The sequence below is a fragment of the Bradyrhizobium sp. 191 genome, assembly GCF_023100985.1.
Lineage (GTDB): Bacteria > Pseudomonadota > Alphaproteobacteria > Rhizobiales > Xanthobacteraceae > Bradyrhizobium > Bradyrhizobium diversitatis.
Window position 1 is genome coordinate 7,013,339 of record NZ_CP064692.1, and the last position, 13,566, is coordinate 7,026,904.

At 65.8% G+C, this 13,566-nt stretch carries 11 protein-coding genes; 7 read left to right on the forward strand and 4 right to left on the reverse strand.

Annotated features, from left to right (window positions below):
- Nucleotides 1-6: 6 nt before the first annotated feature.
- The 3 genes from IVB23_RS32840 to IVB23_RS32850 form a co-directional block, all read right to left on the reverse strand.
- Nucleotides 7-951, reverse strand: a complete 945-nt coding sequence (locus IVB23_RS32840) for an ABC transporter substrate-binding protein (RefSeq protein ID WP_061883642.1) — start codon at nt 949-951, stop codon at nt 7-9.
- Between the two features lie 105 nt (nt 952-1,056).
- Nucleotides 1,057-1,782 carry a histidine utilization repressor gene (hutC, locus tag IVB23_RS32845; protein ID WP_061883505.1) on the reverse strand — a complete coding sequence of 242 codons (726 nt, stop codon included), beginning with the start codon at nt 1,780-1,782 and terminating at the stop codon, nt 1,057-1,059.
- Nucleotides 1,779-3,137, reverse strand: coding sequence for a formimidoylglutamate deiminase (locus tag IVB23_RS32850; RefSeq protein WP_247801322.1), 1,359 nt, complete (start codon nt 3,135-3,137; stop codon nt 1,779-1,781). The genes hutC and IVB23_RS32850 overlap by 4 nt, the downstream gene beginning before the upstream one ends.
- Nucleotides 3,138-3,219: 82 nt before the next feature.
- Here IVB23_RS32850 and hutI point away from each other — a divergent pair, with 82 nt between their 5' ends.
- The 3 genes from hutI to hutU are packed head-to-tail and all read left to right on the forward strand — an operon-like array spanning nt 3,220 to nt 7,671.
- Nucleotides 3,220-4,434, forward strand: a complete 1,215-nt coding sequence (hutI, locus tag IVB23_RS32855; RefSeq protein WP_247801323.1) for an imidazolonepropionase — start codon at nt 3,220-3,222, stop codon at nt 4,432-4,434.
- Nucleotides 4,431-5,990 (forward strand): histidine ammonia-lyase, encoded by a 1,560-nt coding sequence (gene hutH, locus IVB23_RS32860; RefSeq protein ID WP_247801324.1) that lies wholly within the window; start codon nt 4,431-4,433, stop codon nt 5,988-5,990. Before hutI ends, hutH begins: the two co-directional genes overlap by 4 nt.
- Nucleotides 5,991-6,000: 10 nt before the next feature.
- Nucleotides 6,001-7,671, forward strand: coding sequence for a urocanate hydratase (gene hutU, locus IVB23_RS32865; protein WP_247801325.1), 1,671 nt, complete (start codon nt 6,001-6,003; stop codon nt 7,669-7,671).
- Nucleotides 7,672-7,676: 5 nt separating this feature from the next.
- Here hutU and IVB23_RS32870 read toward each other — a convergent pair whose 3' ends face one another.
- A complete protein-coding gene (locus IVB23_RS32870) occupies nt 7,677-8,297 on the reverse strand; it encodes a TetR/AcrR family transcriptional regulator (RefSeq protein WP_247801326.1) in 621 nt (206 codons plus the stop codon).
- A 254-nt stretch (nt 8,298-8,551) separates the two neighbouring features.
- Between IVB23_RS32870 and IVB23_RS32875 the strand changes: the two genes are divergently transcribed.
- From IVB23_RS32875 to IVB23_RS32890, 4 genes are read left to right on the forward strand one after another with little or no spacing between them, the layout of a single operon-like run.
- Nucleotides 8,552-9,412 (forward strand): xanthine dehydrogenase family protein subunit M, encoded by an 861-nt coding sequence (locus tag IVB23_RS32875; RefSeq protein ID WP_247805004.1) that lies wholly within the window; start codon nt 8,552-8,554, stop codon nt 9,410-9,412.
- The gene (locus IVB23_RS32880; protein WP_247801327.1) at nt 9,409-9,930 is read left to right on the forward strand and encodes a (2Fe-2S)-binding protein; all 522 of its coding nucleotides are present in this window, start codon (nt 9,409-9,411) and stop codon (nt 9,928-9,930) included. Before IVB23_RS32875 ends, IVB23_RS32880 begins: the two co-directional genes overlap by 4 nt.
- Entirely contained in the window at nt 9,927-12,302 is a 2,376-nt protein-coding gene (locus tag IVB23_RS32885) for a xanthine dehydrogenase family protein molybdopterin-binding subunit (RefSeq protein WP_247801328.1), read from the forward strand. The genes IVB23_RS32880 and IVB23_RS32885 overlap by 4 nt, the downstream gene beginning before the upstream one ends.
- A gap of 22 nt (nt 12,303-12,324) precedes the next feature.
- Nucleotides 12,325-13,566 carry an ABC transporter substrate-binding protein gene (locus IVB23_RS32890; RefSeq protein ID WP_247801329.1) on the forward strand — a complete coding sequence of 414 codons (1,242 nt, stop codon included), beginning with the start codon at nt 12,325-12,327 and terminating at the stop codon, nt 13,564-13,566.

Sequence of the window (13,566 nt, forward strand, 5' to 3'; positions counted from 1 at the left end):
AGAAGCTTACTTGATGAAGCTCGCGTCGTAGAGGTCCTCGACCTTCGGTGCGGCCTTGATGATGCCGATCTCGAGCAGGAGCTCGGCGGCCTCCTTGTTGAAGGTCAGGAAGTCGCCGGCGAAGAATTTCTGGTTTGCGGCCTTGTCCTGCCAGCGCAGATATTTCGCCGAGTTGCCGAACTGCTCGCCGGTCTGCTTCACGTCGGCGCCCATGATCTCGTAGGACTTGGCCTGGTCCTTGGCGATCATCTCGAGCGCCTCGAAATAGCTGTCGGCGAGCGCCTTGGCCGCCTTGGGATTGTCGGTGAGGAACTTCGGCGTGCAGCCGAACGTGTCCATGACCATCGGATAGTCCAGCGTGGTGGCGATGATCTTGCCCTTGTCCGGCGCGGCACGCACGGTCGACAAGTATGGCTCATAGGTCATCGCCGCATCGTTCTGGCCGGAGACGAAGGCCTGCGCCGCAGCCGCCGGCTCGAGGTTCACGACGGTCACGTCCTTCGTGGTGAGGCCGTTCTTCTTCAGCATCCAGGCCAGCGCGAAATAGGGCGAGGTACCGGGCGCGGAGGCCGCGACGGTCTTGCCCTTCAGGTCCTTGATCGCGGCGACGTCGTTGCGCACCGCCATGCCGTCGGCGCCATAGCTCTTGTCGAGCTGAAAGATCTGCTTGGTCGCAACACCATTGGCGTTCCAGGAGATCCAGGTCTCGACCGTGGTCGCCGCGCACTGGATGTCGCCGGAGGCGATCGCGAGATGGCGGTCCTTCTGCGGGATCTTCTTGATGGTGACGTCGAGGCCGTTCTTCTTGAAGATGCCCGCCTCCTTCGCCAGGGTCAGCGGCGCGAAGCCGGTCCATCCGGAGATGCCGACGCCGACCTTGACGTCGTCGGCGAGCACCGGGGTCGTGGCCGCGAGGGCAATGATTGTCGCAAATAGCTTTGAACTACGCATGATTGTCGTCCTCTTGCCGATCGATGGATTGACGTCCTGTTGATCACTGTCGGCCCATCTGGACCGTTGCCCGAAGCGTTGCACGAATTGTGCCGACATGTCCTCTCAGCCTCCCTTGAATCGGGCGACAAGGCGGTGAGAGTCACCGGGATAGAGCAGGCGCACCGCGGTGATGGTGCGCGCGCTCCGCCAGGTGTAGCGGTCGATCACGAGGCAGGGCGCGCCGACGGCGATGTCGAGCGCCTCCGCGGTGCGATCGTCTGCAACGATGGCGCTGATCGTGTGCTCCGCTTCGGTCCATGGGACATGGTGAAGCAGCCACGAGCCGGGCGGCTCGCGCGAGAAGTCCGCGGTCGCGGCATCCGGCACGGACGACAGGTCGATCAGCCTGTCCTCGGCGGCGAAGGGCACGTTGTCGGCGCTGTGGCGGCAGGTGATCGCGACCACCTTGCCCGCCTTTTTGACGCCGAGGCGATCGCGGTCGGAAGCGGTCGCCGCGCGCAGCTTGCGGCCGATCAGCTCGTAGCCGTAAGCGCGGCCGAGGGCGGTGATCTCGGCGCGGATGTCGGCGATCTTGAGCACCGCCGACTGATGCTGCGGCCGGCGCACGAACGAGCCGGCGCGCCGGCGCCGCTCGATCAGATCTGCCTGCGCCAGCTCAGACAGTGCCTTGTTCACGGTCATGCGCGAGCAGCCGTAGCGCGCGACCAGCTCGTGCTCGAAGGGAATGCGATGGCCGGGCGGCCATTCGCCGGTCAGGATCCGCTTCTCGATGTCGGCGCGGATGCGCTTGTAGAGCGTCGGCTTGTCGGCATCGGTGACGAGGCTCATGCGACGAGCCTCCGGACCGATGCATTGAAGCGCTCGCGCGCTGGCTGACGCAGCCTGTGCCGGCCGCCTTCGACGACCTTGGCGCCGCCGGCCCAAACGCAATCGATCGCACCGCTGCCGGCCGCAAAAATCCAGCCATCGATAGCCGCATCCCCCTGACGTCCGGCCAGCGATGGATGCGCAGTGTCGAGGGTGATGATGTCAGCGCGCGCACCGGGCGTGAGGCCGACTGTCGATTGCGCCAGCGCCTGTGCTCCGCCCGCGAGCACATGATCGAACAGCGTGCGTCCCGTCGAACGACCCGCGCCACTGGAGAGCACGTTGCGCTGGCGATGCTTGAGGCGCTGGCCATATTCGAGCTGACGGAGCTCGTCCGCGACGCCGACCAGCACGTTGGAATCAGTGCCCACACCGAGTGCACCGCCGGCAGCAAGAAATTCGCGCGCTGGGAAGATGCCATCGCCGAGGCTCGCCTCGGTGACAGGACAGAGGCCGGCGACTGCCCCCGTCTTGGCAAAGGCGCTGACCTCTTCGTCCGTCGTGTGCGTTGCGTGAATGAGGCACCAGCGCTGATCGACTGGCGCGTGCTCCAGCAGCCATTGCACCGGGCGCTGTCCGGACCAGGCGAGGCAATCCTCGACCTCCTTGACCTGCTCGGCAGCATGGATGTGCACCGGTCCGCCTTCGGCCAGCGGAATGATCGCCGTGAGCTCGTCCGGCGTCACTGCGCGCAAGCTGTGCGGCGCGATGCCGATATTGGCGTCCGCCAATTCTGCAATAACTTTGCGCGAAGCAGCCATCAATGCGGCGAACTGATCGACCGAGCAGATGAAGCGACGCTGGCCGGCATGCGGCGCTGCTCCTCCAAACGAGCCATGCGCATAGAAACTCGGCAGCAGCGTGAGGGCGATGCCTGATGCTTCAGCAGCCAGCGCAATGCGCGAGGCCATTTCGGCAGGATCCGCATAGGGCGAGCCGTCGCGATCATGATGCAAGTAATGAAACTCGCCAACGCGGGTGAAGCCCTGCTCGAGCATTTCGACGTAGAGCAGCGTCGCAACAGCCGCAACGTCGTCCGGCGTCATTGCCAGCGCAAAGCGATACATCGTCTCGCGCCAGGTCCAGAAGGTGTCGGTGCTGTCTCCGCGCAGCTCCGCAAGTCCCGCCATGCCGCGCTGGAACGCGTGGCTGTGCAGGCTCGCCAATCCAGGCAGTGCGATTGCGTGGCGCTCATCGCCGGGCACGGGTGCGACATTCAGCGTCACCTCGGCGATCGCGCCGGCAGTGATCACCACCTGCACGTCATTGGCCCAGCCCGAGGGCAGGAGCGCGGAGGCGAAATGCAGTCGTGTCATGTTTCCATGCCGGCTGGACAGAACTCCCGCACGATTATATGTCTAGACATATAAGTCAAGCATCCCACGAAGGGGCCGTTGCATGGCAGAGCGCTTCGACCGGATCTGGCACAATGCCCGGCTCGCCACGCTACGGGCCGACCGCCCCGACCTCGGCGAGATCGAGCGCGGCGTGATTGCCGCGCGCGGCGGCCGTATCGTCTATGCCGGCGCGCAGGCCGATTTTCCGGCGGACGCCGATGTCGCCGAACGGGTCGACTGCGAAGGGCGCTGGATCACGCCCGGCCTCGTCGACTGCCACACCCATCTCGTCTATGGCGGCAACCGCGCGCATGAGTTCGAGCTGCGACTGAAGGGCGCGAGCTATGAAGAGATTGCGCGCGCCGGCGGCGGCATCGTGTCGACGGTGGCCGCGACGCGCAAGGCGAGCGAGGCCGATCTCGTCGCAAGTGCGCTGCCGCGGCTCGATGCGTTGATCGGCGAGGGCGCAACCACGATCGAGATCAAATCGGGTTACGGCCTCGACACTGCGACCGAGATGCGGCAGCTCGCAGCCGCACGCAGCCTCGGACGCCGGCGACCGGTTGCGGTCCGCACGTCCTTTCTCGGCGCACATGCGCTGCCGGTGGAAGCTGATGGCGACAAGGACCGCTACATCGATCTCGTCTGTCGGGAGATGTTGCCGGCGGTCGCAAAGGCGGGCCTCGCCGATGCGGTCGACGCCTTCATGGAAGGCATTGCTTTCTCGGCTGCGCAAACCGCGCGGGTGTTCGAGACGGCGAGGGAACTCGGCCTGCCGGTCAAGCTGCATGCCGATCAGCTCTCGAACCTCGGCGGTGCTGCGCTTGCCGCGAAATTCTCGGCGCTGTCGGCCGATCATTTGGAGCACACTGACGAGGCCGGCGCCGCCGCAATGGCGAAGGCCGGGACGGTTGCGGTGCTGCTGCCCGGTGCCTTCTACTTCATTCGCGAGACGCAGAAGCCGCCAGTCGACGCGTTCCGCACGCATGGGGTTGCCATGGCGCTCGCGACCGACTGCAATCCCGGCAGCTCGCCACTGACCTCGCTTCTGCTCACGATGAATATGGGCGCGACACTGTTCCGGATGAATGTGGCCGAATGCATCGCAGGCGTCACCCGTGAGGGTGCACGTGCGCTCGGTATCCTCAGCGAAGCCGGCACGCTGGAGGTCGGCAAATGGTGCGATCTCGCGATCTGGGACATCGAGCGGCCCGCCGAGCTGGTCTACCGCATCGGCTTCAATCCGCTGCACCGCCGGGTGTGGAGGGGACAATGACGAACGAGCGCGCAGCGATCGTCGTCAAGCCGGGAACGGTCAGTCTCGATGACCTCGCGTGCGTGCTCGATGGTGCGCCCATCGTGCTCGATCCCTCGTTCTGGCCGCGCATCGAAGCGGCGGCGGAGATCGTGGCAAGAGCTGCGCGCGCGGATGTCCCCGTCTACGGCATCAACACCGGCTTCGGGAAGCTGGCGTCGAAGCGCATTCCGCCCGATCAGACCGCGCTGCTCCAGCGCAACCTGATCGTTTCACATTGCTGCGGCGTCGGCGCGGCGACGCCAGAGCCGATCGTCCGCCTGATGATGGCGCTGAAGATCATCTCGCTCGGCCGTGGCGCCTCCGGCGTGCGCCGCGAGGTGATCGGGCAGCTGCAGGACATGCTGGCGCGGGGTGTCACTCCGCTGGTGCCGCAGCAGGGCTCCGTGGGCGCCTCCGGCGATCTCGCGCCGCTCGCGCATATGACCGCGGTGATGATCGGTGAAGGGCAGGCGATCGTGAACGGGAAAACGGTGTCCGGCGCTGAAGCGCTGGCGGCGGCCGGCCTCGCGCCGCTGACGCTCGGTCCCAAGGAGGGGTTGGCGCTGATCAACGGCACGCAATTTTCGACCGCCTACGCCATATCAGGCGTGCTGCGTGCATTCCGCCTGGCGCGGGCCGCGCTCGTCACCGGCGCATTGTCGGTGGACGCGGCGATGGCTTCGACGGCGCCGTTCCGGCCCGAGATCCAGGCGTTGCGCGGCCATGCCGGGCAGATCGCCGCGGCCGCGACGTTGACCGCGCTGCTCGACGGCAGCGACATCCGCCTGTCGCATCTCGAAGGCGACGAGCGTGTCCAGGATCCCTATTGCCTGCGCTGCCAGCCGCAGGTCGCCGGCGCCGCGCTCGATCTGGTCACGCAGGCCGCGCGCACGCTGATCGTCGAGGCCAATGCGGTCACCGACAATCCGCTGGTGCTGGTCGAGACCGGTGAGATCGTCTCAGGCGGTAATTTCCACGCCGAGCCGGTCGCCTTCGCTGCCGACGCTATCGCGCTGGCGCTGGCGGAGATCGGCGCAATCAGCGAGCGGCGCATCGCCACGCTGGTCGACCCCGCGCTCAATTTCGGACTTCCGCCGTTCCTCACCCCCGATCCCGGCATCAATTCCGGCTTCATGATCGCCGAGGTGACGGCGGCCGCGCTCTATGCCGAGAACAAGCAGCGCGCAGCCGCCTGCTCGATCGACTCGACGCCGACCAGTGCCAACCAGGAAGACCATGTGTCGATGGCCGCACATGCCGCGCGGCGCCTGTCCGATATGGCCGAAAACCTCGCCGCCCTCCTCGGCATCGAGCTCCTGGTCGCCGCGCAAGGCATCACGCTGCGTGCGCCGCATGCAACGAGCGCACCGCTGGCTGCCGTCATCGCCGCCTTGCGCGAGCAGGTCCCCTCGCTGGGTACAGATCGCTACATGGCTGGCGATCTCGCCAAGGCCGCGGCGCTGGTCGAGGCCGACGCGCTGCCGGCTGCTGCGCGCGCGCAGCTTCCCACCGATCCGTTTCCGAGACTCGCCTGAAGAGGTCCACATGAACCATCGACTGGACAATGATCGCACCATCCGGGCCCCCCGCGGCAGCGAGATCAGCGCCAAGAGCTGGCTGACGGAAGCGCCCTTGCGCATGCTGATGAACAATCTCGACCCTGACGTCGCGGAGCGTCCGAGCGAACTCGTCGTCTATGGCGGCATCGGCCGCGCCGCGCGCGACTGGGAGAGCTTTGACCGCATCGTTGCGGCCTTGCGCAAGCTTGATGGCGACCAGACGTTGCTGGTCCAGTCGGGCAAGCCGGTCGGTGTGTTCCGCACCCATGCCGACGCACCGCGGGTGCTGATCGCCAATTCCAACATCGTGCCGCATTGGGCAACGCTCGACCATTTCAACGAGCTCGATCGCAAGGGCCTGATGATGTACGGCCAGATGACGGCGGGCTCCTGGATCTATATCGGCAGCCAGGGCATCGTGCAGGGCACCTACGAGACCTTCGTCGAGGTCGGCCGGCGTCATTACGGCGGCAGCCTCGCCGGCAAATGGATTCTCACGGCCGGCTTGGGAGGCATGGGCGGTGCGCAGCCGCTCGCGGCGACCATGGCCGGAGCTTCGATGCTCGCGGTCGAATGCCAGCCGAGCCGCATCGAGATGCGCCTGCGCACCGGCTATCTCGATCGCCAGGCCGCAACGCTCGACGAGGCGCTCGCGATCATGGCGGACGCCGCGAAGACGAAGAAGGCGGTCTCGGTCGGCCTGCTCGGAAATGCCGCCGAGATCTTCCCGGAGCTTGTTCGCCGCGGCGTCAAGCCCGACATCGTCACCGACCAGACCAGCGCGCACGATCCGATCAACGGATACTTGCCGAAAGGCTGGACGCTCGCCGAGTGGGAGGCCAAGCGCACCTCCGATCCGAAGGGCGTTGAGCGCGCCTCAAAGACCTCGATGGTCGAGCACGTCCAGGCCATGCTGGATTTCCACGCGCAGGGCATTCCGACGCTCGACTACGGCAACAACATCCGCCAGATGGCGCAGGACATGGGCCTGAAGAATGCCTTCGATTTCCCCGGCTTCGTCCCTGCCTATATCCGCCCCTTGTTCTGCCGCGGCATCGGACCGTTCCGCTGGGCTGCGCTCTCGGGCGATCCCGAGGATATCTTCAAGACCGATGCCAAGGTCAAAGAGCTGATGCCCGACGACAGGCATCTGCACAATTGGCTCGACATGGCCAAGCAACGCATCAAGTTTCAGGGCCTGCCGGCGCGGATCTGCTGGGTCGGCCTCGGTGATCGCCATCGCCTCGGCCTCGCCTTCAACGAGATGGTGGCGCGCGGCGAGTTGAAGGCTCCCATCGTGATCGGCCGCGATCATCTCGACAGCGGCTCGGTGGCGAGCCCCAATCGCGAGACTGAGGCGATGAAGGACGGATCGGACGCAGTCTCCGACTGGCCCCTGCTCAATGCGCTGCTCAATTGCGCCAGCGGCGCGACCTGGGTGTCGCTGCATCACGGCGGCGGCGTCGGCATCGGCTATTCCCAGCACGCCGGCATGGTGATCGTGGCCGACGGCACGCCGGAAGCTGCCAGGCGCATCGAGCGCGTGCTCTGGAACGACCCGGCCAGCGGCGTCATGCGCCACGCCGACGCGGGCTACGAGATCGCGACCGACTGCGCCCGTGACAAGGGGCTCGATCTGCCGAGCTTGGCGAAGTAGCGTCGTCAGTTGCTTCCCAGGAGCCGGGGCATCGTCGTCTTCGCGCCGTCCATGAAAGTCTGGACGGCGTCTCGGACGATGGCGCCGAGATCGGGCGGGATCGGCGTCGCGTAAATGAACTTGCGGATCGCGAGATAGAAGATGCGGCCGTGCAGGCCCCAGAACAGCTCGGTCTCGCGTTCGCTCAATGGGTGAGCTTTTGGGTCGGGCAACTTCAGCTCATGACGCAGCTCGGCGGCCGCCGGCTCGATGACCTCGCGGCGGACGATGTCGAGATAGCGGCTGGTGATGCCGAACGACTTCATGCCGGAGAACACGAAGATCCGCACCCAATTGTACTCGAACACGCGTTCGACATAGTCGAGATAGAAACGCGTGAGCCGGGCCTCCAGCGGCAAAGTGCGGTCGCGGATCATCGGCCCCCAATCGGGTGACCAGCGGCTGAGATAGACTTCCTGGTAGACCCGCTCGATCAGCGCCTCCTTGCTGGGGAAGTGACGGTAGATCGCCGAATGCGTGATGCCCATGCGCTTGGCGAGCTCGCGGGTCTGGCCTTCGAAGCCGCGCTCCGCAAAGAACCGGATCGCCTCGTCCACGATCGCGCGCTCCCGATCCGCCGCGCGCATGTTGCGGCGCTTTGGCGCAGACTTGTTGCCTGTCTCGGTCCGCTTGTGGACCGGTCGTTTCGCGGTTCTCTGCGCTTTTCGGGCCATTTCGTCGCTGAATCGTGCGTCTCGGTGCCTTCATAGCCCAAGGCGCATTTGTGACCAAATGGTCATTTCCTGTTGACCGCCTCCCGGCGGCGTGTCAGGATTTTGAGACCAGATGGTTACAAATCTGGCTCCCGGCTGATGAGCCGATGGATTTCGAGGAAACGGCAGTGAAGGCGAGGGCTTTCAGCTATTTTCGTGCTGCGACGATCGACCAGGCGCTGGACGCTCATGCGCGCGCCGGGGACGATGCGCGTTTCATCGCCGGCGGCCAGAGCCTCGTGCCGGCGCTGTCGCTGCGGCTGCAGGCGCCGCGGCTGCTGATCGACATCACGCACATTGCCGAGCTGCGCGGCATCAGGCGCGAAGGCGCCTATTTGCGCATCGGCGCACTGACGCGCCACTGCGAGATGCTGAGCGAGCCGCTGATCGCGGAGTTTGCTCCGCTGCTGCATGCCGCCGCACCCTTCGTCGCCCATCCCGCGATCCGCAACCGCGGCACGTTCGGGGGCAGCGTCGCGCTGGCCGACCCGGCCTCCGAATTTCCCGCGATGACCTTGGCGCTGGATGCCGAGATCGAGATCGCAGGTGCCTCGGGCAGGCGGCGCGTGAGGGCCGATGAGTTCTTCATCGACCTGTTCGAGACGGCATTGCAGCCCGGCGAACTGATAACGGCCATCTACGTTCCGCTGTTCAAGGCCGATCAGCGCTTTGCGTTCGACGAGCTGGCGCGGCGGCGCGGGGATTATGCGCTGGTCGGTTGCGGCATGCTCGCGACTTTCGCGAGTGATCGGATCGACGACATCCGCATCTCCTTCTTCTCCGTCGGCAATAGGCCGACGCGGGCGAAAGCCGCTGAGGCGGCTTTGATCGGCTTCGGCCTCGATGCGGAACATATCGCTGCCGCGCAGGCCGCGCTCGCGGGTGATCTCGCGCCGCCCGAGAACGACGAGGTGCCGCCTGCGATGCGCCTGCACCTCGCCCGCGTGTTGCTTGGCCGCCTGCTTGGACGTCTCGGTGAGGGCGCATGAGAGGCTTTGACGAAACCCTGCTGGACGAGGCCGATGAGACTGTGCGGGTCCGCTTCGTCGTCAACGGCCGCAAGGTCGCCTGCGAGGTTGCTCCCCGCGAGACGCTGGTTGATTGCCTGCGCGACAAGCTCGAGCTGACGGGCACGCATGCCGGCTGCGAGATGGGAGCCTGCGGCGCCTGCCTGGTGCAGGTCGACGGCCGCACCGTGCACTCATGCCTGATGTTTGCCGTGCAAGCGGACGGCGCCAGGATCGATACGATCGAGGGACTCACCGAGAGCGGGGCGATCGCCGATCTCCAGGCCGAATTCCATCGCCGCAACGCGCTGCAATGCGGCTTCTGCACGCCAGGCATGCTGGTCAACGCCTACGAGCTGCTCTCGCAGGTGGCACGACCGAGTCGCGAGCAGATCCGCGACGCGCTGTCGGGCAATTATTGCCGCTGCACCGGCTATGAAGCCATCGTCGATGCCATCGACGCTGTCGCCAAAGCACGCAGCGCCGGAGGCGCGAGATGACGGCGCCGCTGACCTCGCTCGACCGCCCGAACTCCTACATCGGCCGCTCCCTGCCACGGCCGAATGCCAAGCGCCTGCTCGCCGGGCGCGGGCGCTATGTCAGCGACCTCCGTCTGCCGCGCATGCTCTATGCTGCGTTCCTGCGCAGTCCGCATGCCCACGCCAAGATCGTCTCGATCAGGACCGACGAGGCGCGCGCGCTGGAAGGCGTGCATCTCGTCGCGACGGGGGCGGATCTCGCAAAGATCTGCACGCCCTGGACCGGCACGCTCGATCATTTCAAGGGCATGACCTCCGCGCCGCAACTGCCGCTGCCGCTGGATCGCGTGGTCTGGGCCGGACAGGCAGTGGTCGCCGTCGTCGCCGAGAACCGTGCGACTGCCGAGGATGCGCTGGAGCTGATCGAAGTCGATTACGAGGATCTTCCTATTGTCGTCGACATCGACGTCGCACGTGAGGCCGGCGGCCCGCTGGTCAATCCCGGCACCGCGAGCAATATCTGCTTCCGCAGCCAGATCGACAGCGGCAAAGTGGATGACGCCTTCGCGCATGCAGCCCATGTGGTGGAGGAGGAGATCACCTTCGGTCGCCATACCGCGGTGACGCTGGAGCCTCGTGCGATCGTCGCCGACTACGATCCCGCCGCCGGCATGCTCACCGTGCATCATGGTACCCAGACGCCCTACCAGTTCCAGGACCTCTATTCGCGGCACTATGGCATCCCGGAAGCGCGTGTTCGCGTGATCGCGACCGACATCGGCGGCTCCTTCGGCATGAAGCTGCATGTCTATCACGAGGACATGGCGGTGGTCGGCCTCTCGATCCTGCTCGGCCGCCCCGTGAAGTACGTCGCCGACCGCATCGAGTCGTTCGTCTCCGACATTCACGCCCGCGACCACCGCGTCCGCGCCCGCATGGCGCTTGACGCCAAGGGCGAGATTCTCGCGATGGACGTGCTGGATCTGACCGCGATCGGCGCATTCTCGACCTATCCACGCACCAGCGTGGTCGAGGGCAACCAGGTGATCCGCCTGATCGGCGCGCCCTACCGCTTCAGGAACTACCGCGCCACGCTGGAGGTGATCTTCCAGAACAAGGTGCAGACCAGCCAATATCGTGCCGTCGGCCATCCCATCGCATGCGCCGTTACCGAGCGCATGGTCGATATGGCGGCGGTGAAGCTCGGCCTCGATCCTTTCGCCATCCGCGCGCAGAACGTGATCCCCGACGATGCCTATCCTCAGACCTCGCCGACCGGTTACCGCTTCGAGGCGCTGTCGCATCAGGCCTGCCTGAAGCGCCTGCATGAGCTGATGAACTATGAGGGCCTGCGTGCCGAGCAGGCGGAGTTGCGCAAGCGCGGCATCTATCGCGGCATCGGCATTGCCACCTTTGTCGAGATCACCAACCCCAGCCCGGCATTCTATGGCGTCGGCGGCGCGCGCATCTCCTCGCAGGACGGGGCGATCGTCAGCCTGACGCCGTCGGGCGAGGTGCGTTGCCTGATCTCGGTCACCGAGCAGGGGCAGGGCACCGAGGCGATCATCAGCCAGATCGTGGCCGATCAGCTCGGCCTTGCGCAGGAGCACGTCAAGGTCATCACTGGGGATACCGAGGTGACGCCGCATGGCGGCGCCACCTGGGCCTGCCGCGGCGCCGGCATCGGCGGCGAGACCGCGCTCCAGGCCGCGCGCGCGCTCAAGCGCAACATTCTGGAGATTGCGGCGCTCATCCTTCAGGAGCAGCCGTCGGCCCTCGACATCGTCGATGGCGATGTCGTGGACGCAGGCACGCGGAACCAGCGCATGCCGATCGCGGAGATCGCGCGCATTGCCTATTTCCGCTCCGATACGCTGCCGCCGGGCACGCAGGCGCAGCTCACCGTCAGCCATCATTTCGCGCCACAGGGTTATCCGTTCGCCTTCACCAACGGCATCCAGGGCTGCTCGCTGGAGGTCGATGTCGACACGGGCCTCATCAAGCTCCTGAAGCACTTCATCGTCGAGGATTGCGGTCGGGTCATCAATCCGATGCTGGTGGACGAGCAGCTGCGCGGCGGTATCGTGCAGGGGTTGGGCGCGGTGCTGCTCGAGGAGTGCCGCTACAGCGAGACCGGCCAGCTCGTGAACGGCTCGCTCGCCGACTACCTCGTCCCGATGCCGATGGAGATGCCGGACATCGTCATCGCCCATGTCGAGACGCCGACCGCCGACACCGAGCTCGGTGCCAAGGGGGTCGGCGAGGCCGGCACCGCGGCAGCGTCCGCCTGCGTGCTCAATGCCGTCAACGATGCGCTCGCGCCGTTCGGTGCCGCCGTCAATTCGATTCCGATCACGCCCACCAAAGTCCTGAAAGCCCTGAAGCGTTTCTAGAAAAAAACAGTTGGAGGAAATCATGCCAAAATCCGGTTCGACCCCGAAGATAACCCGCCGCACCGCGCTCGCCGGCCTCTCGGCCGGCGCGGCCCTGCTCGCCATGCCGCGGCTCGGCCGCGCCGCCGACGAGACGATCCGCATCGGCTTCCCGACGCCGCTGACCGGGCCGTTCGCTGCTGAAGCGCGCGACCAGGTGAAATGTGCCGAGCTCGCGGTGAAGCTCGTCAACGATAAGGGCGGCATTGCCGGCCGCAAGGTCGAGCTGCTGGTGCGCGACGACAAGCTGAATGCCGGTGAAGCCGCGACCCGCACGCTCGAGCTGATCGAGAAGGACAAGGTCCATGCCGTGGTTGGCGCGCTCTCCAGCGCGGTGCAGCTGGCGGTCAACGAGGTCACCCGCGCTCGCGGCGTGATCTACGTCTCGATCAGCCAGTCCGACACCATCAATGAGGCCAAGGATTTCAGCAAATACACCTTCCACGAGGCGCTGAACCCGCACATGACGACATCAGCCGTGGCGCGGCAGACCCTGAAGAAGGGCATGAAGGTCGCCCATCTCGTCGCCGATTATGCCTACGGTCACGAGATGCTGCGCGGCTTCAAGCGCGCGCAGGCCGCGATCGGTGCGGACAGTGTCGGCGAGATCCTGCATCCGTTCGGCGCCGCGGACTACTCCACATTCATGCCCCGCCTGATGTCGATGCGGCCGGACGTGCTCTGTATCTCGAATTTCGGTCGCGACCAGGCCAATGCGATCAAGCAGGCCGTGGACTTCGGCGTCAAGCAGCAGATGAAGATCGTCGTGCCTGTCATCCTGCACAATCAGCGTCTCGCCGTCGGCCCTGACGTGTTCGAGGGCGTGGTCGGCGGCGCCAATTATTACTGGGGCCTGGAGACGCAGAGCAAGTCGGCAGCCGCCTTCAACACGGCGTTCAAGGCTGCCAATGGCGGCGCGATCCCGACCGACTATGGCGCCTACGGATATTCCGGCGTCGGATCGTTGCTGGCCGCCATGCAGGCCGCCGGCGGCACCGATACGGACAAGGTCGTCGATGCCCTGGAGAAGCTGCAATACGATTTGACCAAGGGCCCGCAGCATTACCGCAAATGCGACCACCAATCGGTGCAGTCGGTGCTGGTTCTGGAGTCCAAGAAGAAGTCCGCCATGGCAAATGAGAACGACCTGTTCGCGATCCTGGCCAACGACGCGGGGGCCGACGACATGCTGCGCAGCTGCAGCGAGCTCGGCCACGCGACCTGA